Here is a 20,218-nt window from a genome sequence, read left to right as displayed (position 1 = left end):
GAGACGCAACCTCAGCCAGGAGGGGACGGGAGAGCGGAAAGGGTGTCAGACCGCCATGCCGTACACGATGGTGAACAGCGTGCCGAGGGAGCCGATGATGAAGACGCCGGTGAGGCCGGCGATGATGAGCCCCTTGCCCTGTTCCGCGCTGAACGTGTCACGCAGGGCCGTCGCGCCGATGCGCTGTTTGGCCGCCCCCCATACCGCGATGCCCAGGCAGAGGAGGATGGCCACGGCCATGACCACCTCGATCATCACCTTGGCCTCGTTGCCCAGGCTGCCGAAGGGCCCCCAGTCCGGAGCGATCCCGCCGATGATGGTGTTGATGTCTCCCTTGTCGGCCGCAAAGAGCATGTAAGTCACCGCCCCTGGTGGGTAGTTCCGCGTGTGCCCCTGCGGTGTGCAGAGGTCAGGCCTCATTGTCGCCGACAACGCCGCCAACGTATGTCGACTTGACGTCATTGACTGGCGGGTTTCGTACGAATGGCACGTACGGTCACTCTGTGTATCACGGCAGGTCACGCCGGGCAACGAGGTCGGAGCGGAACCTGTCGTGTGGTTCCGTCGTTGACCCCTTCTACGACCTGGCACGGTTTCTGACGGCTGGTCGGGTGAGACGTCGTCACGATGGTCTCACGGGCTGCGGGGCTTGAGGCCGTGCAGCAGCAGGTGGACGTGGTCGTCCAGGCCGGCGAGGGTCTCCTCCGCGTCGAGCGCGCAGCCGGCGATGAGGGCGGCCAGGCCGTGCAGGCTGGCGGCGGCGACGTTGCCGATGCGCTCGGGGTCGCCGGGGACGATCTCGCCCTGTTCCTGGGCGTCGGCGATCAGTCGGGTCAGGGAGCCGAAGGACTGGTCCACGGCCTCGGCGAACCGGGCGGAGCTGTCGGGGTCGTGTTTGCGCGCGAACATCAGTTCGAGGAGTTCGGGGTTCTCGACGGCGAAGCCGAGGTAGGCCCGGGCCAGGGCGGTCATCCGCTCCTGGAAGGACTGGCCCGCGGGGGCGGCCGCGGCGGTCAGTGACTGGTTCATGCGCGCGTAGCCGTCGAGCGCGAGGGCGTCGAGCAGGGCCTGTTTGTCCTTGAAGTGCCGGCCCGGGGCGGCGTGGCTCACCCCGGCGTCACGGGCCAGTTCGCGCAGTGAGAGCGCGCCGGCCCCCTTCTCGCGCAGGGTGCGTTCGGCACTTGCGAGCAGGGCGGCGCGCAGGTCGCCGTGGTGGTAGGGGCGGCTCGTGGACATGGGTGTCATGGTAACTCGATGTTGTCGGCGCCATCATTGGCGCGAACCGTTCGCCTTGTTGTCGTTGACATCATTGTTGTCGATGCCTACTTTTGGGTCATGACGGAGACGACCGGAACGCGCCCCCGGCGCGACAAATGGAACGCGACCCGCCTCCCCGACCTCGGCGGCCGTACGGCCGTGATCACCGGGGCCAACAGCGGCCTCGGACTCGCCACGGCCCAGGCGCTGGCCGGGGTGGGGGCCCATGTGGTGCTCGCCGTGCGGGACGTCGCGCGCGGCGCGGCCGCCGCCGTGCGGGTGGGCGGCAGCACCGAGGTGCGCCGGCTGGACCTCGCCGACCTGGACTCGGTGCGCGAGTTCGCCGCCGGCTGGGACCGCCCGCTGGACCTGCTGATCAACAACGCGGGCGTGATGATGCTGCCGGAGCAGCGCACGAAGCAGGGCTTCGAGATGCAGTTCGGCACCAACCATCTCGGGCACTTCGCGCTGACCAACCTGCTGCTGCCGCGGGTGACCGGCCGGGTGGTGACCGTCTCCTCCGGGCTGCACCGCGGTGGGGTGATCCGCTTCGACGACGTGAACCTGACCGGGCGCTACTCCCCGAGCCGTGCCTACGCCCAGTCCAAGCTGGCCAACCTGCTGTTCACCCTGGAGCTCCAGCGCCGCCTCACCGAGGCCGGTTCACCCGTATGCTCGCTCGCCGCCCATCCCGGCTACGCGGCCACCAACCTCCAGAGCCACACCGCGAACCCGCTGGTCAGGGCGGTCATGGCGGTCGGCGCCAAACTCGTCGCCCAGGACGGCGAGGCCGGCGCGCTGCCGACGCTCTACGCGGCCACCCAGGACCTGCCCGCGGCCGCCTACGTGGGCCCCGACGGCCTCGGCGAGATGCGCGGCGCCCCGACCCTGGTGGGCCGCAGCGCTGCGGCGAGCGACCCCGAGGCGGCCCGGCGGCTGTGGACGCTGTCGGAGGAGCTGACGGGCGTCGAATGGGGCCTCGGCACGCCCGTGGGCTGAGGCGGCGACCGGTGCCCGCGATGCGCGCGCATATGCCCGCGGTGGCGGGGCATCGGTGGTTCACAGGAAAATCTCAGTGAAGTCGGAGCCGGATTCTCAGCTTCGTGGGAGAGAGTGGGGGCTGATGAAGCGCATCTCACGCATCTCACGCATCTCGGTCACCTCGCGTCCCACGCTGCTCGGCGCCGTGGTGATGCTCGCCCTGACCTCGGCGTCCGTGGCCGCCGCCGACGACGGGCGGGGGCCGCTCGGGGTCACCGCCGAGGTCGCCGCGTCCCGGCACAGTGTGCGGGTCGGCGCCCTCTTCGGCGCGGGCCGGGTCGGTCGGCCGGCCGGCCACTTCTGCACCGCCTCGGTGGTGCACAGCCCGCAGGGCGATCTCGTCGTCACCGCCGCGCACTGCGTGAGCGGCACCGGCGACCTGGTGTTCGTGCCGGGTTACCGCGCCGGGCGGGCGCCGTACGGGGTGTGGCGGGTGACGAGCCGGTTCCTGGCCGAGGGGTGGAGCAGCGGCGATGAGGAGGACGAGGACAGCGACCTCGCCTTCGCCACGGTCGCCGACCCGGACGGCAGGCGGGTGGAGGACGTGGTCGGGGCCAACCGGTTCACCACCGGGGTGGCCACCGGTGCCACCGCCGTGACCGTCACCGGCTACCCCGACTCCCGCGAGACGCCCATCAGCTGCACCAACAGGCCGGTCCGGCACAGCGCGACCCAACAGCGAATCGACTGTCCCGCGTTCACCAGCGGCACCAGCGGCAGCCCCTGGATCAACGGCGACGGCCAGGTGGTCGGCGTCCTCGGCGGCCATGAGCGTGGTGGCTCCACCGCCGACATCTCCTACAGCGTGGTGCTGCGCGGCGAGGCGGAGCAGCTGTACCGGGCGGCCACCCACCGCTCCTGAGGAGGCGTCACCCCGGGTGCCGTACCCGTGAAATGCCGCCACTTCGCGTTCAAATGGCCTTGAAGGGCGCCCGCATGGGGGAAAGTTGAACCGTGCGGAAGGTATGGGTGTTCGGTGGGGCGGCCGTCGGGCTCGGCATGGGCTTCGTCTTGCTGCTCGTCATGGGGGTGTACGTCGTCGCCGGCAACCTCGCGGGAGGGGTCGCCGCGGGCAGTCGGGGGCTCGCCAAGGGAGCCGTGCCGGCCGCCTACAAGCAGCTCGTGCAGCGCTGGGGCAATCTGTGTCCGGCGCTCAACCCGGCGCTGCTCGCCGCCCAGCTGTACCAGGAGAGCGGTTGGAACCCGACCGTCGTGAGCCCGGCAGACGCCCGCGGCATCGCCCAGTTCATCCCGAGCACCTGGGCGACGCACGGCATCGACGGCAACGGCGACGGCAAGCGCGACATCTGGGACCCGAATGACGCGATCCCGTCGGCCGCCTCGTACGACTGCGAACTGGCCAAGTACGTGAAGGACGTCCCCGGGAACACCTCCGACAACATGCTCGCCGCCTACAACGCGGGGGCCTATCGCGTCATAAGGGCGGGGGGCGTGCCGTCCATCAGCGAGACGCGCAACTACGTGCAGCGCATCCGCAGTCTGGAGAAGAGCTTCGCCGCCCCGGTCACCCGGATCGACCCCACCCGGCAGGCCGCCGCCGCCATCGCCTTCGCCCAGAGCAAGCTGGGCACGCCCTATCTGTGGGGTGGCAACGGCACCGCCGACCAGGGAGGACGCTTCGACTGCTCGGGTCTGACCAAGGCCGCGTACGAGACGGTCGGCATCACCCTGCCCCGGGTCGCCAACGACCAGTACAACGCGGGTCCGCACCCCTCAAGGGACCAACTGCTCCCCGGTGACCTGGTGTTCTTCTCCGACGACCTCACCGACTCGCGGGCCATCCGGCACGTGGGCATGTACGTCGGCGGGGGGTACATGATCGACGCCCCGCGCACGGGTGCCGTGATCCGGTTCGACCCGATCGACACCCGTGACTACTTCGGGGCCACCCGGGTAACCGAAGATGGCGCGAAAGCGCTCCCCACGTCGGTGTGAACCGAGCGTGAACCCACCCCCTGAGCTGCGGAGATGAGTCTCTCTTCGATAACGTCTGCGTGATCATTCAGTGGAGAGTGGAACGTATTGATGGTGGCTGTGCGTTCCTGTTGACGTAGCCGAGCGGACGTCAGTGCGGGCACTGCGGCGGAAGCGGATCTACGAACCACGGGGGGCAGGAGCGGCGCACACGAGGTGCGTCCGGGAAAACGACGAAGGGGCCACAGCACCATGGCTGTACTCGCCGAATCCGGATCGAACCCCGACGTCGACCTGCTCTACGACATCAACGGCCTCGCCAAGGACGCCCCGCACGGGTTCGACCGGGTCATGGAGTTCGTGGGCGAGTACGGCCTGCTGCTCGCGATGGTGCTGCTGATCCTGTGGTGCTGGTGGACCGTGCGGCGCCGGGGCGCCGAGGACGCGGCCTCGTCCGTGGCCGCGCTGGTGTGGGCCCCGCTCGCGGCCGGCCTGGCCGTCCTGGTGAACGTCCCGATCCGGGGCTTCGTCGAGCGGCCCCGCCCCTTCGTCGACCACCAGGGCCTGGAGGTCCTGGTGTCCGGCAAGAACGACTTCTCCTTCGTCAGCGACCACGCGACCCTCACCATGGCCATGGGCGTGGGACTCTTCGTCGCCCACCGCAGGTTCGGCCTCGCCGGCATCGGCCTGGCCCTGCTGGAGGGCTTCTGCCGGGTCTACATGGGCGTGCACTACCCCACGGACGTCGTCGGCGGCTTCGCGCTCGGCACCGCGGTCGTCCTGCTGCTGTCCCCGCTCGCCGCCGCGCTGCTTACCCCGCTGATGCGGGCTGTGGAGCGGTCGCCGCGCGTCGGCTGGATCGTGCGGCGCCGGCCGGCGGACGCGGACCGCCGGGGCACCCTGCTGCCCAGCTCCCGCACCCCCCTGGAGACCGAGGAACGCGACCTCGCCGCGTAGCCCGCGAGACGGCAGGGACGGCTCGCGGCCCGGGCGCGCCGGAGTTGAGCGGCTCCAGGCCCGGCGCGCCGTAGACGAGCGGTTGTGGGCCCTGCGCGCCGGAGGCGAGCGGCTGCGGGCCCGGCGTGTGGGGGAAGAGGGCGGCTGCGAGCCCGGCGCGTCGGCGACGAGCGGTTGTGGGCCCGGCGTGTGAGGGAAGAGGGCGGCTGCGGGCCCGGCGCGTCGCAGAAGAGCGGCTACGGCCCGGGCGCGCCGGAGTTGAGCGGCTCCAGGCCCGGCGCGCCGTAGACGAGCGGCTGTGGGTCCTGCGCGCCGGAGACGAGCGGCTACGGGCCTGGCATGTGGGGGAAGAGGGCGGCTGCGGGCCCGGCGCGTCGCAGAGGAGCGGCTACGGCCCGGGCGCGCCGGAGTTGAGCGGCTACGGGCCCGGGCGCGTCGGAGGCGAGCGGCTGCGGGCCCAGCGTGTGGGAGGGCGGCTGTGGGCCCTGCGCGTCGGCGACGAGCGGTTGTGGGCCCGGCCTGTGGGGGAAGAGCACGGCTGCGGGCCCGGCGCGTCGCAGAGGAGCGGCTACGGCCCGGGCGCGCCGGAGTATGAGCGGCTCCAGGCCCTGCGCGCCGTAGACGAGCGGCTGTGGGCCCTGCGCGTCGGCGACGAGCGCTTGTGGGGTCGGCGCGTCGGCGACGAGCGGTTATGGGCTCGGCGTGTCGGGGGAGAGAGGGGCTGCGGGCCCGGGCGCGCTGTATACGAGCGGCTCCGGGCCCTGCGCGCCGGAGTTGAGCGGCTACGGGCCCGGCGTGTGGGGAAGAGGGCGGCTGCGGGCCCGGTGGACCGGAGTTGAGCGGCTCCAGGCCCGGCGCGTCGGCGACGAGCGGTTGTGGGCCCGGCCTGTGGGGGGAAGAGGGCGGCTCCGGGCCCTGCGCGCCGGAGTTGAGCGGCTAGGGGCCCGGCGCGTCGGCGACGAGCGGCTACGGGCCCGGCGTGTGAGGGAAGAGAACGGCTACGGGCCCCAGCACGTCGGAGACGAGCGGCTACAGGGCCGGCGCGCCGGAGTTGAGCGGCTGCGGGCCCCGGCGCGTCGGGGCGGAGCGGCGCCAGGCCCGGCGCGTCGGTGGCGGGTGCTACAGGCCCTGTGGGTAGGTGAAGAAGCGCTGCGGGTCGTAGCTCTTCTTCACCTTCGCCAGCCGCGTCGCCGCGTCCCCGTAGTACGCCGTGCGCCAGTTGGTCAGCGTCGGGTCGGTGTAGTTCTGGTAGGCGGCGCCCGAGGCGTACGGCCGCATCGCCTGGTGGGCCGAGGTCAGCCAGGACTGGGCGGTGCCGCCGGAGGCGCCCGCGCCCCAGGAGACGAGGTACTGGGCCAGCATCCGCGAGCGGCGGTGGACGAAGGCCGTCGCGGTCGGCGAGACCCGGTTGACCGCGCCGCCCAGGGCCGTGAACGCGATGCTTCCCCCGCCGCCGCGCACCGAGCGGATCTGGTTCAGCACGGTCTGGATGCCGGCCGCGGACAGGGAGCGGTCGAAGAAGTCGGAGCGGGCCGCGTAGGTCTCGCGGCCGAGCCTGCCCTGTGGGGAGCGGCCGGGGGTGGAGCCGGGCAGATGGCACTGGGCGTCGGCGGAGAAGGTGGAGCAGCCGGCGTAGATCTCCATCGCCTCCTCGTAGCCCCGGCGGTGCAGCGAGACGGACGTGGCGTTCGCGCCGGCCTTCTGGGCGAGGCGGTCCACGGCGTTCTGCAGTTCGCGGTAGGTGCCGAGGGAGAAGCAGGACACCGAGACGGTCGGGGTGCGGCCCGGCGAGCACGCCAGGTGCAGCGAGGACCAGATCTCGTCGGGCTGGCTCGGGCCCCACTCCTGCCAGGCCTTGAGCACCGCCGCGGCCTTCGCCCAGGGCCAGGTCAGGTACGCGGTGACCGCCTGCGGCGCCGGATGGGTCGCGAAGTGCAGTTCGGTGACGACGCCGAAGTTGCCGTTGCCGGCGCCGCGCAGCGCCCAGAACAGGTCGGAGTGGTGGCTCGCGTCGGCGGTGACCTGGGTGCCGTCGGCCGTGATCAGGGTGGCCTGGGTGAGGCTGTCGCAGGTCAGGCCGTAGGCGCGGGAGACGACCCCGTGGCCGCCGCCGAGCACCAGGCCGGAGACGCCGACGGTGGGGCAGGAGCCCGCGGGGATGGTGACGCCCTTAGCGCCCAGCGCCCGGTAGACGTCGATCAGCTTGGAGCCCGCGCCCACCACTGCCTGGCCGCCGCTCACCCGGACCCGGTTCAGCTTGGACACGTCGATGATCAGGCGGTTGTCGCCGGAGGAGTAGCCCGCGTAGGAGTGGCCGCCGTTGCGTATCGACACCCGGACGCCGTGCGCGTGGGCGTAGGCCAGGGTCGTACGGACGTCGTCGGCGTGCGCGACGTAGGCGACCGCGGCGGGCTTCAGGGCGTCGAAGCGGGTGTTGTACAGCAGGTGGGCGGTCTTCCAGGACGCGTCCGTGGGCCGCACCAGGGTGCCGTCCAGGTCCCGGCCGAGGGCCGTCCAGTTGGCGGCGGCGGCCGCGCTGGTGGTCTTCAGGGAGGTACGGGAGGATGAACCGGAGGGCGCACCGGTGTGCGGTGCCGCGTGGGCGGGGCGGCCCCCGCCCGCGGCGCACGCGGCCAGTGCCGTCGTCGCCACGGCGGCCGTGCCGCCCGAGATGAACGTACGCCGTTCCATGTCCGTCGCCTTTCCTCGGCTCTCCTGGAACGAGACGTCGCCATCTTCGCCAGGGTTCCCCCGAACGAGGGAGGAACATCGCGTAGGCGCCGCGGCAACCCGGCGGTCGGTACCTCCACGTGTTCTCCCCGTAAGCATTCCGTGACCTCACCGGGCCGACGGCAGGGGTTCACCCCACGTTCACTTCCGGCCATTGGCGGCTTCACCTGTTCTGCCTAATTTCGGCCGTGCACGGTGCGGAGTGCGGCCATACATGCGCTCACGTACCTCACGACCTCGCACGCCGCCGACAGCGGCGGCTCCTGGAAGGAACTCCCGAAAGTGAAGCTTCAGCGCAAGAACCGGCTGCGCGCCGTCACCCTCGGTGCGATCGCCGTCTCCGGCGCCCTGGCCCTGACGGCGTGCGGCTCCGACGACAACGGCGGCGGCGGTAAGGCGTCGGGCAACTCGTCCGCGTCCACCAACGCCGGCTCGATCAAGTGCGACAACGCCAAGGGTCAGCTCCTCGCAGACGGCTCCTCCGCGCAGAAGAACGCGATCGACGCCTGGGTCAAGCAGTTCTCCCAGGCCTGCGGCGTGCAGATCAACTACAAGGGCGGCGGCTCCGGCGCCGGTGTCACCGCGTTCACGCAGGGCCAGGTCGCCTTCGCCGGTTCCGACTCCGCGCTGAAGCCCGAAGAGGTCGCCGCCTCCAAGAAGGTCTGCTCCGGCGGCCAGGGCATCGACCTGCCGATGGTCGGCGGCCCGATCGCGGTCGGCTACAACGTCCCGGGTGTCGACAGCCTGGTCCTGGACGCGCCGACCCTCGCCAAGATCTTCGACAGCAAGATCACAAACTGGAACGACGCGGCGATCAAGAAGCTGAACCCGTCGGCGAAGCTGCCCAACCTCAAGATCCAGGCGTTCCACCGCTCGGACGAGTCGGGCACCACGGACAACTTCACCAAGTACCTGATCGCCACCACCCCGGACAACTGGAAGTACTCCGGCGGCAAGGCCTGGCAGGCCAAGGGCGGCCAGTCCGCTCCGCAGTCCGCGGGTGTGGCCCAGCAGGTCAAGCAGACCGCCGGCGCCATCGGTTACTTCGAGCTGTCCTACGTCTCGGACGGTCTGAAGGCCGTCTCCATCGACACCGGTGCCAGCAAGCCGGTCGCGCCCAGCACCGAGAGCGCCACCGCCGACATCGCGGCCGCCAAGGTCGTCGGCACCGGCAAGGACCTCGCGCTGAAGCTCGACTACAAGACCAAGGCCGAGGGCGCCTACCCGCTCACCCTGGTCACGTACGAGATCGTCTGCGACAAGGGCAACAAGGCGAACACCCTGCCCGCCACCAAGGCCTTCCTGCGCTACATCGCCGGCGAGGACGGCCAGAAGACCCTCTCGGGCATCAACTACGCGCCCATCCCCGACGAGATCATCGCCAAGGTCCGCACCACCATCGACGGCCTGAGCTGACCTGATCCGAGAGTGCGGTCCGGTCCCTTCGGGGCCCGGGCCGCACCGTCCGGTGCACCGCCGCCCGGAGCCGCGCCCCCGTGAGGGACCACGGCTCCACCGAGCCGCCCACCCGCGGCTCCGCAGACCGGAGAACCCCGATGGACATATCGACCAAGACGAACGACGCACCTCCCCCGACGCCCGAACCGTCCCCGGCCGCCCGGAAGCGCAACGCCCGCGGTGCGACCCGCCCCGGTGACCGCATCTTCCTCGGCCTGACCCGCGGCTCGGGCATCCTGCTGCTGGTGATCATGGCCGCGATCGCGGTCTTCCTCACCTACCGCGCCTCGCTGGCGATCAGCAAGGACCACGGCAACTTCCTGACCACCTTCGAGTGGAACACCAACCTCAACGAGCCGGTCTTCGGCATCGCGGTGCTGGCCTTCGGCACGGTCGTCTCCTCGATCATCGCCATGGTCCTCGCCGTCCCGGTCGCGGTCGCCATCGCGCTCTTCATCACGCACTACGCGCCGCGCAGGCTGGCCGGCCCCGTCGCGTACGTGATCGACCTGCTCGCCGCCGTGCCGTCCATCGTGTACGGCCTGTGGGGTGCCCTCGTCCTGGTCCCGCACATGCAGGGCCTCTACGGCTGGCTGGACCACTACCTCGGCTGGACCGGCATCTTCTCCTGGGACGGCGGCGCGCCCCGCGCCATGCTCACCGTCGGCATCCTGCTCGCGATCATGATCCTGCCGATCATCACCAACGTGAGCCGCGAGGTCTTCCGCCAGGTCCCGCAGATGCACGAGGAGGCCGCGCTGGCCCTCGGCGCCACGCGCTGGGAGGTCGTCCGCATGTCGGTCCTGCCCTTCGGCCGCTCCGGCGTCATCTCCGCCTCGATGCTCGGCCTCGGCCGCGCCCTCGGCGAGACGATGGCCGTCGCCACCGTGCTCTCCCCGACCTTCGACATCCAGGCCAGTCTGCTCAACCCGGGCGGCGGCACCTTCGCCCAGAACATCGCCAGCAAGTTCGGTGAGGCCACCGAGCAGGGCCGGGACGCGCTCATCGCCTCCGGTCTGGTGCTCTTCGTCATCACCCTGCTGGTCAACGGCGCGGCCCGTGCGATCATCGCCCGCCGCAAGGAGTACTCGGGGGCCAACGCATGAGCACCGCAGCCGTCACCGACAAGCGCCGCAGCACGCTGCGCGGCGCCAGCCTGCCGACCTGGTCCCCGTGGGCCATCGCGGCCGGCTCGATCGTGCTCGCGGTCGCCATCGGGCTGCTCGGCGGGCTGGACAGCAAGGTCCAGTGGGGCCTGATCGCCGCGCTCCTCTTCGTCCTCGGCACCTACGGCATCGCCGCCCGCGTGGAGGGCCGCCGGCAGGCCAAGGACCGCGTCGCCACCTCGTTCGTCTGGGTCGCCTTCGTGGTCGCCGTCATCCCGCTGGTCTCCCTGATCTGGGTGACCGTCGCGCGCGGTGTGAAGGTCCTGGACGTCTACTTCCTGACCCACTCCATGGGAGTCGTCGCCGACTCCGAGCCGGGCGGCGGCATCTACGCCGCCATCATCGGCAGCCTGGAGCAGGTCGGCCTGGCCACCGTGCTCGGTGCGCCGATCGGCATCCTCACCGCGATCTACCTGGTCGAGTACGGGCGCGGCAACCTCGCCCGGGCGGTCACCTTCTTCGTGGACGTGATGACCGGTATCCCGTCGATCGTCGCGGGTCTGTTCATCCTGAGCCTGATGCTGATCTTCGACATGCAGCCCTTCGGCTTCGCCGGTTCGCTGGCCCTGGCCATCCTGATGGTGCCCGTCGTGGTCCGCTCCACCGAGGAGATGCTCAAGCTCGTACCGAACGAGCTGCGCGAGGCCTCGCTGGCCCTCGGTGTGCCCAAGTGGCGGACCATCCTGAAGGTGGTCCTGCCGACCTCCATCGGCGGCATCACCACCGGTGTCATGCTGGCCATCGCCCGGATCGCGGGAGAGACCGCGCCGGTCCTGCTGCTGGTCTTCGGCAACCCGTTCATCAACAACAACCCCTTCGAGGGTGCGCAGGCGTCGCTGCCGCTGTACATCTACCAGCAGTACTCGCAGAGCGCGGGTGCCAACGCGGCGTACGACCGCGCGTGGGCGGCGTCGCTGACGCTGATCGCCTTCGTGATGATCCTCAACATGGTGGCCCGCGGGATCGCCCGCTGGAAGGCCCCGAAGACCGGTCGCTGACGCGGCCATACGGCGACTGATCAAGACGTATCGGAAGTGAAGTAGACATGGCCAAGCGAATCGACGTCAGCGGACTGACCGCTTACTACGGCTCCCACAAGGCGATCGAGGACATCTCGATGACGGTCGAGCCGCGCTCGGTGACGGCGTTCATCGGGCCGTCCGGCTGCGGCAAGTCGACGTTCCTGCGCACGCTGAACCGTATGCACGAGGTCACCGCCGGTGGCCGGGTCGAGGGCAAGGTGCTGCTCGACGACGAGGACCTGTACGGCGCCGGCATCGACCCGGTGTCGGTGCGGCGCGAGGTCGGCATGGTGTTCCAGCGGCCGAACCCCTTCCCGACGATGTCGATCTTCGACAACGTGGCGGCGGGGCTGCGTCTGAACGGCAACTACCGCAAGAGCGAGCTCTCCGACATCGTCGAGAAGTCGCTCAGGGGCGCGAACCTCTGGAACGAGGTCAAGGACCGTCTGAACAAGCCGGGCTCCGGGCTCTCCGGTGGTCAGCAGCAGCGGCTGTGCATCGCCCGCGCGATCGCCGTCGAGCCGAACGTGCTGCTGATGGACGAGCCCTGCTCCGCCCTGGACCCGATCTCCACCCTGGCCATCGAGGACCTGATCGGTGAGCTGAAGGAGCGCTTCACGATCGTCATCGTGACGCACAACATGCAGCAGGCGGCGCGGGTCTCGGACCGTACGGCGTTCTTCAACCTGGCGGCGGTGGGCCAGCCCGGGCGCCTGATCGAGATCGACGACACCGAGCGGATCTTCTCCAACCCGTCCGTCCAGGCCACCGAGGACTACATCTCCGGACGCTTCGGCTGACGGACGCGGCCGCCCCGGCCTGGACGGGCGGCCGACCGGACCCCTCGCGGTGCTGCATGGCGGTGCCACCGTGAGGACGCAAAGGGCCCGCCCCCGGTCATCCGGGGGCGGGCCCACGCGCGCTCCGTCCCGGTCCGCCCACCCTCCCCTGGGACGGGGCGGGTGGGCGGACCGGGGAAGGCGGCGGTTACAGGACCGTCAGTTTGATGATTCCGAAGGCCAGGGCGGCGACCAGGGCCGCCGCGGGCATCGTGATGAACCAGCCGAGGACGATGTTCTTGGCCACGCCCCAGCGGACGGCCTTCACTCGCTTCGTCGCGCCCACACCCATGATCGCCGAGGTGATGACATGGGTCGTGGAGATCGGCGCCTTGAAGATGAACGCGGTCGTGAACATGATCGACGCGCCCGTGGCCTCCGCCGCGAACCCCTGGGGCGGGTCCAGCTCGATGATCTTGCGGCCCAGTGTGCGCATGATCCGCCAGCCACCGGCGTACGTCCCCAGGGACAGCATCACCGCGCAGACGATCTTCACCCACACCGGGATCGGGTCGCCGAACGTCTCGTGGCCGGAGATGACCAGGGCCAGCACCACGACACCCATGGTCTTCTGGGCGTCCTGCAGACCGTGCCCGAGCGCCATCGCGGCCGCCGAGACGGTCTGCGCGATCCGGAACCCCCGCTTGGCCTTGTGCGGGTTGGACCGCCGGAACAGCCACATGATCGCCGTCATGACGAGGTAGCCGACGATCACACCGACGAACGGCGACACGAACATCGGGATGACGATCTTGTCGAGGACGCCGTTCCACAGCACGTCCGTGCCGCCCGCCAGCGCCGCGCCCACCATGCCGCCGAACAGCGCGTGGGAGGACGAGGACGGAAGGCCGTAGTACCAGGTGGCGAGGTTCCAGACGATCGCGCCCAGCAGTGCGGCGAAGAGGATGGCCATCCCCGTCGAGCCGTGGGGCGTCTCGATCAGCCCCTCGCTGACCGTCTTGGCGACCCCGGAGCCGAGGAAGGCGCCGGCGAGGTTCATCACGGCCGCCATGGCGAGGGCCGCCCGAGGGGTCAGCGCCCGCGTCGACACCGAGGTGGCGATCGCGTTCGCGGAGTCGTGAAAACCGTTCGTGTACGTGAAGAAGAGCGCGACCGCGACGGTCACGATCAGGGCGAAGGTGTCCATCGACGCCTCAGGACTCCTTGACGGCGATGGTCTCCACCGTGTTCGCCACGTGCTCGAACGCGTCCGCCGCCTCTTCCAGGACGTCCACGATCTGCTTGAGCTTCAGCACCTCGATCGCGTCGTACTTGCCGTTGAAGAGCTGGGCGAGCAGCTTGCGGTGGATCTGGTCGGCCTGGTTCTCCAGCCGGTTGACCTCGATCCAGTACTCGGTGAGGTTGTCCATCGTGCGCAGGTTCGGCATGGCCTCGGCGGTCAGCTCGGCGGCCCGGGCCAGTACCTCGATCTGCTGCTCGACGCCCTTCGGCAGTTCCTCCACGTTGTAGAGGACGACGAGGTCGACGGCCTCCTCCATGAAGTCCATGATGTCGTCGAGGGATCCGGCGAGGGTGTAGATGTCCTCCCGGTCGAACGGCGTGATGAACGAGGAGTTCAGCTGGTGGAAGATCGCGTGAGTGGCGTCGTCACCGGCGTGTTCCGCGGCCCGCATACGCTCTGCGATCTCGGCCCGGGCGGAGGAGTCCGCCCCGAGCAGTTCCATGAGGAGTTTCGAGCCGGTGACGATGTTGTCCGCGGAGGCGGCGAACATGTCGTAGAAGCTCGTCTCCCTGGGGGTCAGACGAAAGCGCACGTGGGGTCCTCGGGGTGCTTCGGTTTCGGTCAGGCTGATGCTAGGCGCATCATCCGGCCACGGCTATCGGGCCGTCCCCCAGTGTCGCCCATCGGGCAGAGTGATCATCACGGGGGCGCCCCGAGGGCCCCCTACCCCGCAAAATTCGTTACCATATACCCACCTGGGGTATGTATCTCCAGCGCGTCCCGAGATGGAGGCCCGCGATGACGACGACCGAGGCCGGCGCCACGCACGGCTACCACAAGCAGAAGGACGAGCACCTCAAGCGGCTGCGCCGGATCGAGGGCCAGATCCGCGGCCTGCAGCGGATGGTCGAGGAGGACACGTACTGCATCGACATACTCACGCAGGTCTCCGCCTCCACCAAGGCCCTGCAGTCCTTCGCGCTGCAACTGCTGGAGGAGCACCTGCGGCACTGTGTCGCGGACGCCGCGCTCCAGGGCGGTGACGAGATCGACGCGAAGGTGGACGAGGCGACGAAGGCGATCGGCCGTCTGCTGCGCACCTGAGCCACGCGCCCGGCGGGACGGGTCTCAGACCCGGGCCGACGCGCGTTCCTCGGCCACCCGCAGCACCTCGTCGATGCTCTCCAGGCTGAGCCGGTCCTCGGCGGCCGAGGCCGCGATGATCAGCTCGCCGCACAGCTCGATCTCGGCGAGGGCCACGTGGTCCTGAACCGCCGTACCGCCGACCGGGGCCACCTGCCTCACCTCTTCCGCGCCGTCACGACTTCCTAGGGTAGGCAGGGCCCCACGCAACGCGCATGGCACGGACGGGCTAGTTCACGGGTGGCGCACAGGACTAGTGCCCGGTGGCTCGTTCTCGGCGATCCGGCCCGCGTAGATGTCCGCCGCGCGCGGCAGCCGTACGTCGACGGGGGTGCCGAAGGCGTACAGCAGGGTGGTCGAGGCGACCGCCACGGCCGTCTTCTGGCGGCCGTTGACGAAGCTGAAGCGCTGTCGCAGCTTGCGGACGCGGCCCTGGTCGTCCAGGTAGGCGTCGAACGGCACCTCGGCCGTGGCGAACCCTTTCGCCGCCGCGGTGAGGGACGCCCGGTCCTCGGCGGAGGCGGACCGCGCGGCGCGGCTCAGGTCCGCCGTCCCCCGGTAGTGCCGCACCCGGGTGCCGCCGAGCGTGTCGGTGCCGACGTAGACCGCCGTACGGGTCCCGCGCAGCACCTCGGCCGCGGCGTACGGGTCGGTCGCGCCGCCGGTGACGAGGTTGCCGTCGGACAGCGACGCGGTCTCCACCCGGACCCACTTGTCGGCGGGCACGCCCGCGCCCCGGTTCTTCATGAACAGGGCGCCCGGCGCGAGCAGTTCGGTGATGGGCCGGTGTTCGGCGGCGCCCGTGGGGTCCTCGGGCAGGACGACGGTGAGCCGGCCGAGCCGGTGCCGGTAGTCGTAGACGCCTCTGCCCCGGATGGTGACCCGGGTGCCGCCCGTGGCCATCTCCATCGAGGTGCCGGCCTTGGAGCTGCCCGCGCCGCGCAGGGTGTCGGCGGCCCGGTGCAGCACGGCGACCGGGTCACCCGTGCCCTTGACGTCGTCGGCCGCGGCCCGGCCGCCGGAACAGCCCGAGGCGCCCGTGCCGAGCCCGAGCATGATGCCGACCGCGAGGACCGTCCTGCCCGCGCGCCGGTGCTGCCACCGATCCATCGCCTGCCTACCCCCAAGCCGGTACGTCCGTCACGGGTCCCCCGTCGTCCGGTTAACGACGGGTAGGGGGCGTCGTCACGCGCCGCCGTCAGCCTCGGCCGGCCCGTGCGGGGCGACGGAGGGGAGACGGCGGGGCGGCGACGAGGAGGCGGTGGGGAGCGTGCACCGCTCGGGCGCTCGCTGGGTAGCGTTGTGGGCGTGGCAGTCACCGCGGCGCAGCAGGAAGGGCCGGAACCCGCTCGGCCCGGGCACGAACACCTCACGACCACCGCCGAGCAGGGCCGTTTCTGCGTGGCCAGATGCAGCTGTGGCTGGCGTGGCCCCGCCCGCAGGGCCCGCAGCCAGGCCCGCACGGATGCGGAAGGGCACACGGCGGCCGGGTGACGGGCCGCCGGGCGGCCGGTCTCAGCCCGGTCGGCGCAGGGGCGCGGACATCCGCAGGAAGGCGTCCACCAGCTCCCGGTCACGGGGCTGGGTCAGTCGGTCGCGGGCGGCGGCGGGGGAGAGCCACAGCACCCGGTCGACCTCGTCGTTCGGTGTGAAGTGGCCGGAAACCGCCTCCGCCGCCCAGTAGCGCACCTCCTTGGGCCGGCCGTTCACCGGGTAGCGCAGGGTCGGCAGCTCGCCGTCGGGCTCGGCCGCGCACCCCGTCTCCTCGGCGACCTCGCGCAGGGCGCCGGCGAGCGGTTCCTCACCCGGCTTGAGCTTGCCCTTGGGGTGGGACCAGTCGTCGTACTTCGGCCGGTGGACCAGGCAGATCTCCAGGCCGCCGGCGACCGGCGAGCGGCGCCAGAGCACACAGCCCGCCGCCTGGACCGGGGTCTCGTCCACACCGCCTCCTCAGGGGTGATCAGGGCATGTCGACGGTCTGCTTCTGCCACGCCCGCTGGAAGGCGAACCTGGCCGCCTCCACCTCGTGGCGCTGGTCGGCGTGGAGCACACCGAGCGCGTACGCCGTCGCCGGCGCGATGCGCGGGGTGCGGGCCGCCTGCGCGGCGGCCCCGGCGGCCTCCGCGGCGTCCCGGTGCCGGTCCAGGGCCTGGGCCGCCGCCACCAGCCGCACGTCCAAGGGCGCGCCGTCCGCGTGCAGCGCCTCCCGGGCGTACCGGTGCAGGCGCAGCAGCAGCCGGACCTGGTGCCAGGGGCCGTCCTGGGGGTGCGGGGACGGGCCCGGGGACAGGCCGTGCACCAGGGCCTCGGCGTTGTAGGGGTGACCGGCGGTGACCAGGGGCAGGGCGGCGACGGCGTCCGTGAGGCGTTCGCGCGCCGCCGCCGCCAGGGGGCTCGGGTCGGTGGTGGCGGCGGCGGGGGTGAGGGGGACCTCGCTGGCCAGTACGGCGACCTTGTCGGCGACGGCGTGGAAGCGGGCGGAGCCGAGGGCCTGCAGGGCGGTGGAGTGCGCGCGGGTGCGGGCCAGGGTCAGCTGGCGTTCGAGCAGCGCGCCCGCCTTGGCCGCGCCGACCGTCAGGTTGCCGCGTTCGGGGGCCGGCGCCGGGACGGGCGGGCCCCCGCCGTGGTCCGAGGCCGCCCGTGGCGGGATGGGCGCCGCCCCGCCGGCCCGGCCGGCCGCGCCCGGGTCGGCCGCGGCGACGGCCGCGGCGGTCACGGCCTGTGCCGGGAACACCGCGGCTCCCGACAGCCGGTGCAGGGCGAGCAACAGCCTCTCCAGCCGGGACTCATAGGCGTGTTCGAGGCCCAACGTGCCCGACAGCCAGGCGAGTTCGGGGCGCATCTCCTCGGCCCAGCCGGGGTCGAGCAGCGGCCGGAAGGTGTGCAGGCTGCCGCTGATGCGGCGGGCCGAGCGGCGCAGGGCGCGGGCCGCGTCCACGGCCCCGTCCGCACCGCCCGCGGAGCTGCCGCCGGTCACCCGGTGCAGACGCAGGGCGCGGAGGAACTCCGTGGCCTGGGCGCGCAGATAGCCCTCCAGGGCCTGCGCGGTCACCACCTCGGCCGTGGGGCGGTCCGTCGGGTCAAGGTGTCGCTGTGCCACGCCGGCGCCTCCGGGCGTCTATGAGCATCTCCTGGATGTTGCGCAGGGGTTGGCCGTCCGCGTCGGTCGCGTGCCGGGTCCACTCGCCGTCCGGGCCGAGGTGCCAGGAGGCGGTGCCGTCGGACATGCCGGTGTCCAGCAGCCGGATGAGGGCCGCGCGGTGGCCGGGGTCGACCACCCGGACCAGGGCCTCTATCCGGCGGTCGAGGTTGCGGTGCATCATGTCGGCGCTGCCGAACCACACCTCCGGTTCGCCGCCGTTGCCGAAGGCGAAGACCCGGGAGTGCTCCAGGAAGCGGCCGAGTATCGAGCGGACCCGGATGTTCTCCGAAAGGCCCGCGACGCCCGGGCGGACGGCGCAGATGCCCCGCACCCAGATGTCGACCGGCACGCCCGCCTGGGAGGCGCGGTAGAGCGCGTCGATGACCGCCTCGTCGACCATCGAGTTGACCTTGATGCGGACGAAGGCGTGCCGGCCCGCACGGTGGTGCTGGGTCTCCTTGTCGATCCGCGCGATCAGGCCGTCCCGCAGGGACTTGGGGGCGACCAGCAGGCGGCGGTAGGTCTCCCGGCGGGAGTAGCCGGACAGGCGGTTGAAGAGGTCGGAGAGGTCCGCGCCGACCTGCGGGTCGGCGGTGAGCAGGCCCAGGTCCTCGTAGAGCCGGGCCGTCTTCGGGTGGTAGTTGCCGGTGCCGACGTGGCTGTAGCGGCGCAGGGTCTCGCCCTCCTGGCGGACCACCAGCGACAGCTTGCAGTGCGTCTTGAGGCCCACCAGGCCGTAGACGACGTGGCAGCCGGCCTCCTCCAGCTTGCGCGCCCACTTGATGTTGGCGTGCTCGTCGAAGCGGGCCTTGATCTCGACCAGGACGAGGACCTGCTTGCCGGACTCGGCGGCGTCGATGAGCGCGTCGACTATGGGGGAGTCGCCGGAGGTGCGGTACAGGGTCTGCTTGATGGCGAGGACGTCCGGGTCGCCGGCCGCCTGCTCCAGGAAGGCCTGCACGGAGGTGGAGAAGGAGTCGTAGGGGTGGTGCAGCAGGACGTCCCGGGCGCGCAGGGCGGCGAAGATGTCCGGGGCGGACGCGGACTCGACCTCGGCGAGGTCGCGGTGGGTGCCGGCGACGAACTTGGGGTACTTCAGCTCCGGCCGGTCCAGGCTGTGGATGCGGAAGAGGCCGGTGAGGTCCAGGGGGCCGGGCAGCGGGTAGACCTCGGCCTCGGAGATCTTCAGCTCGCGCACCAGCAAATCGAGCACCTCGCGGTCGATGGACTCCTCGACCTCCAGGCGTACCGGCGGCCCGAAGCGGCGCCGCATGAGTTCCTTCTCCAGGGCCTGGAGCAGGTTCTCGGTGTCGTCCTCCTCGACCTCCAGGTCCTCGTTGCGGGTGAGCCGGAAGGCGTGGTGCTCCAGCACCTCCATGCCCGGGAACAGCTCCTCCAGGTGGGCGGCGATGACGTCCTCGAGGGGGACGTACCGGCCGGGCGCGGCCTCCAGGAAGCGGGACAGCAGCGGCGGCACCTTCACGCGGGCGAAGTGCCGGTGGCCGCTGACCGGGTTGCGTACGACGACGGCCAGGTTCAGGGAGAGGCCGGAGATGTACGGGAAGGGGTGCGCGGGGTCCACCGCGAGCGGGGTGAGGACGGGGAAGATCTGGTGCCGGAAGAGCGTGAAGAGCCGTGCCTGTTCCTTCTCGGCCAGCTCGCTCCAGCGGACCAGGTGGATGCCCTCCTCGGCGAGTGCGGGGGCGACGTCCTCGTGGTAGCAGGCGGCGTGCCGGGCCATCAGCTCGCGGGAGCGGGCCCAGATCATCTCCAGCACCTCGCGGGGCTGGAGGCCGGAGGCGGAGCGGGTGGCGACGCCGGTGGCGATGCGGCGCTTGAGACCGGCGACCCGGACCATGAAGAACTCGTCCAGGTTGCTGGCGAAGATCGCCAGGAAGTTCGCGCGCTCCAGCAGGGGCGTGTTCGGGTCCTCGGCCAGTTCCAGGACCCGCTCGTTGAAGGCGAGCCAGCTGCGCTCCCGGTCCAGGAACCGGCCCTGGGGCAGCGCGGGGCCGCCGCCCGCCGCCTCCTCGTACGTGTCGAGGTCGGCGTCGAGGTCGGGTTCCAGGTCGGATACCACCGCGGCCACGGTGTGCGGACGGTGCGCGGCGATGGAGCCCACGGAGGGCTGGGGGTGCTGGACCGGTGCCGGGGCGTCTGGCTGACTCATGACCCCATTCTTCCGCGCCAGGGGCGTCACAGGCGCGTCGGAACGTGCGGGCGGGAGCGTCACGGCTCCGTTCCGCGCGGGCGCCTGGGGTGGCGGCGAAGGCTCTGGCACGGCGGGATTCATTGGCCGAGCGTCGCAAGCCTGGCTGAATCAACGGTTACGGCGACATGACGTG

General features: G+C 71.3%; 20 protein-coding genes. 10 read left to right on the top strand and 10 right to left on the bottom strand.

All coding sequences use genetic code 11. The features are described from left to right. Positions 1–45 precede the first annotated feature (45 nt). Positions 46–354 carry a hypothetical protein gene (locus tag ACIBA9_RS32295; RefSeq protein WP_014673544.1) on the bottom strand — a complete coding sequence of 103 codons (309 nt, stop codon included), beginning with the start codon at positions 352–354 and terminating at the stop codon, positions 46–48. 279 nt (positions 355–633) lie between these two features. Then, the gene (locus ACIBA9_RS32290) at positions 634–1,245 is read right to left on the bottom strand and encodes a TetR/AcrR family transcriptional regulator (protein ID WP_399368608.1); all 612 of its coding nucleotides are present in this window, start codon (positions 1,243–1,245) and stop codon (positions 634–636) included. A 90-nt stretch (positions 1,246–1,335) separates the two neighbouring features. Here ACIBA9_RS32290 and ACIBA9_RS32285 point away from each other — a divergent pair, with 90 nt between their 5' ends. The 4 genes from ACIBA9_RS32285 to ACIBA9_RS32270 all read left to right on the top strand — a co-directional run bounded on the left by ACIBA9_RS32285 (position 1,336) and on the right by ACIBA9_RS32270 (position 5,190). Continuing rightward, positions 1,336–2,256, top strand: a complete 921-nt coding sequence (locus ACIBA9_RS32285) for an oxidoreductase (protein WP_399368606.1) — start codon at positions 1,336–1,338, stop codon at positions 2,254–2,256. Positions 2,257–2,380: 124 nt separating this feature from the next. Next, complete coding sequence (locus ACIBA9_RS32280) at positions 2,381–3,160, top strand: trypsin-like peptidase domain-containing protein (RefSeq protein WP_399368604.1); 780 nt, start codon at positions 2,381–2,383, stop codon at positions 3,158–3,160. 92 nt (positions 3,161–3,252) lie between these two features. Further along, positions 3,253–4,254: an NlpC/P60 family protein gene (locus ACIBA9_RS32275; RefSeq protein ID WP_399368602.1), complete on the top strand. Its 1,002-nt coding sequence runs from the start codon at positions 3,253–3,255 to the stop codon at positions 4,252–4,254. Positions 4,255–4,485: 231 nt separating this feature from the next. Then, complete coding sequence (locus tag ACIBA9_RS32270) at positions 4,486–5,190, top strand: phosphatase PAP2 family protein (RefSeq protein ID WP_399368600.1); 705 nt, start codon at positions 4,486–4,488, stop codon at positions 5,188–5,190. A 1,119-nt stretch (positions 5,191–6,309) separates the two neighbouring features. On the opposite strand, the gene ACIBA9_RS32265 is transcribed toward ACIBA9_RS32270, so the two are convergent. Further along, complete coding sequence (locus ACIBA9_RS32265; protein ID WP_399368598.1) at positions 6,310–7,881, bottom strand: FAD-binding oxidoreductase; 1,572 nt, start codon at positions 7,879–7,881, stop codon at positions 6,310–6,312. A gap of 321 nt (positions 7,882–8,202) precedes the next feature. Between ACIBA9_RS32265 and pstS the strand changes: the two genes are divergently transcribed. From pstS to pstB, 4 genes are all read left to right on the top strand, one after another. Next, positions 8,203–9,336, top strand: a complete 1,134-nt coding sequence (gene pstS, locus ACIBA9_RS32260) for a phosphate ABC transporter substrate-binding protein PstS (protein ID WP_399368597.1) — start codon at positions 8,203–8,205, stop codon at positions 9,334–9,336. Positions 9,337–9,476: 140 nt separating this feature from the next. Further along, on the top strand, positions 9,477–10,484 hold the full coding sequence (pstC, locus tag ACIBA9_RS32255; RefSeq protein ID WP_399368594.1) for a phosphate ABC transporter permease subunit PstC: 1,008 nt from the start codon (positions 9,477–9,479) through the stop codon (positions 10,482–10,484). Continuing rightward, on the top strand, positions 10,481–11,542 hold the full coding sequence (pstA, locus tag ACIBA9_RS32250) for a phosphate ABC transporter permease PstA (protein ID WP_399368592.1): 1,062 nt from the start codon (positions 10,481–10,483) through the stop codon (positions 11,540–11,542). The genes pstC and pstA overlap by 4 nt, the downstream gene beginning before the upstream one ends. Before the next feature lie 47 nt (positions 11,543–11,589). Further along, positions 11,590–12,366 (top strand): phosphate ABC transporter ATP-binding protein PstB, encoded by a 777-nt coding sequence (gene pstB, locus ACIBA9_RS32245; protein ID WP_362163279.1) that lies wholly within the window; start codon positions 11,590–11,592, stop codon positions 12,364–12,366. A gap of 187 nt (positions 12,367–12,553) precedes the next feature. Here pstB and ACIBA9_RS32240 read toward each other — a convergent pair whose 3' ends face one another. Further along, the gene (locus tag ACIBA9_RS32240) at positions 12,554–13,552 is read right to left on the bottom strand and encodes an anion permease (RefSeq protein ID WP_399368590.1); all 999 of its coding nucleotides are present in this window, start codon (positions 13,550–13,552) and stop codon (positions 12,554–12,556) included. Positions 13,553–13,559: 7 nt separating this feature from the next. Next, positions 13,560–14,180 carry a DUF47 domain-containing protein gene (locus ACIBA9_RS32235; protein ID WP_093476565.1) on the bottom strand — a complete coding sequence of 207 codons (621 nt, stop codon included), beginning with the start codon at positions 14,178–14,180 and terminating at the stop codon, positions 13,560–13,562. 206 nt (positions 14,181–14,386) lie between these two features. On the opposite strand from ACIBA9_RS32235, the gene ACIBA9_RS32230 reads away from it, so the two are divergent. Then, positions 14,387–14,692: a metal-sensitive transcriptional regulator gene (locus ACIBA9_RS32230; RefSeq protein ID WP_362163275.1), complete on the top strand. Its 306-nt coding sequence runs from the start codon at positions 14,387–14,389 to the stop codon at positions 14,690–14,692. 24 nt (positions 14,693–14,716) lie between these two features. Here ACIBA9_RS32230 and ACIBA9_RS32225 read toward each other — a convergent pair whose 3' ends face one another. Then, positions 14,717–14,884 (bottom strand): hypothetical protein, encoded by a 168-nt coding sequence (locus ACIBA9_RS32225; RefSeq protein WP_362163273.1) that lies wholly within the window; start codon positions 14,882–14,884, stop codon positions 14,717–14,719. 81 nt (positions 14,885–14,965) lie between these two features. Further along, positions 14,966–15,841: a hypothetical protein gene (locus ACIBA9_RS32220; protein WP_399368587.1), complete on the bottom strand. Its 876-nt coding sequence runs from the start codon at positions 15,839–15,841 to the stop codon at positions 14,966–14,968. A 198-nt stretch (positions 15,842–16,039) separates the two neighbouring features. On the opposite strand from ACIBA9_RS32220, the gene ACIBA9_RS32215 reads away from it, so the two are divergent. Continuing rightward, the gene (locus ACIBA9_RS32215) at positions 16,040–16,225 is read left to right on the top strand and encodes a hypothetical protein (protein WP_362163269.1); all 186 of its coding nucleotides are present in this window, start codon (positions 16,040–16,042) and stop codon (positions 16,223–16,225) included. 21 nt (positions 16,226–16,246) lie between these two features. Here the strand turns inward: ACIBA9_RS32215 and ACIBA9_RS32210 are convergent, their stop codons facing one another. From ACIBA9_RS32210 to ACIBA9_RS32200, 3 genes are read right to left on the bottom strand one after another with little or no spacing between them, the layout of a single operon-like run. Further along, a complete protein-coding gene (locus ACIBA9_RS32210) occupies positions 16,247–16,672 on the bottom strand; it encodes an NUDIX hydrolase (protein ID WP_399368585.1) in 426 nt (141 codons plus the stop codon). 19 nt (positions 16,673–16,691) lie between these two features. Then, on the bottom strand, positions 16,692–17,831 hold the full coding sequence (locus tag ACIBA9_RS32205) for a CHAD domain-containing protein (RefSeq protein ID WP_399368583.1): 1,140 nt from the start codon (positions 17,829–17,831) through the stop codon (positions 16,692–16,694). Continuing rightward, complete coding sequence (locus ACIBA9_RS32200) at positions 17,812–20,166, bottom strand: RNA degradosome polyphosphate kinase (RefSeq protein WP_399368581.1); 2,355 nt, start codon at positions 20,164–20,166, stop codon at positions 17,812–17,814. Before ACIBA9_RS32200 ends, ACIBA9_RS32205 begins: the two co-directional genes overlap by 20 nt. Between the last annotated feature and the right edge of the window lie 52 nt (positions 20,167–20,218).

Source organism: Streptomyces sp. NPDC051452 (assembly GCF_044454765.1).
In the GTDB taxonomy this organism is placed as follows: domain Bacteria; phylum Actinomycetota; class Actinomycetes; order Streptomycetales; family Streptomycetaceae; genus Streptomyces.
This window is presented reverse-complemented; position numbering and strand designations above follow the sequence as displayed.